Below are 321 nucleotides of genomic sequence, written 5' to 3' on the forward strand. Positions count from 1 at the left end.
GTGGTTTTGGCTGTCAGCGACTTGAACGCGGCGACCCGATTCTTCTTCTCAGCCGACGACTTTCCGCTACTTCAGGCCCCCATACTTCGTATTGCGCGGCATCCCGCACCTCACCAAGGGGGTGCGCTTAATTTTGCCGATCTGTTGTGGGGATTAGGTTACGCAGACCCCGCTGGGCTTGCGTAAGCTCCCCCAGTTCCTGGACATACAGAAAGTAGAACTTTCTGGCATCTTTTCCGCCAGGAGGTTCCATGAAGAAATCGAAATTCAGCGAGGCGCAGATCGTCTCGATTCTTAAGCAGGGTGATGCCGGTGTACCGG

Annotated in this window: 1 protein-coding gene; it reads right to left on the minus strand. The window is 55.1% G+C overall.

Annotated elements, in window-relative coordinates; all coding sequences use genetic code 11:
* Positions 1–127 precede the first annotated feature (127 nt).
* A partial coding sequence (locus ISP15_RS18445) for a hypothetical protein (RefSeq protein WP_404549478.1) occupies positions 128–321 on the minus strand: 194 nt, incomplete at its 5' end.

This window comes from Dyella jejuensis (assembly GCF_044904675.1).
Classification (GTDB): Bacteria; Pseudomonadota; Gammaproteobacteria; order Xanthomonadales; family Rhodanobacteraceae; genus Dyella_B; species Dyella_B jejuensis.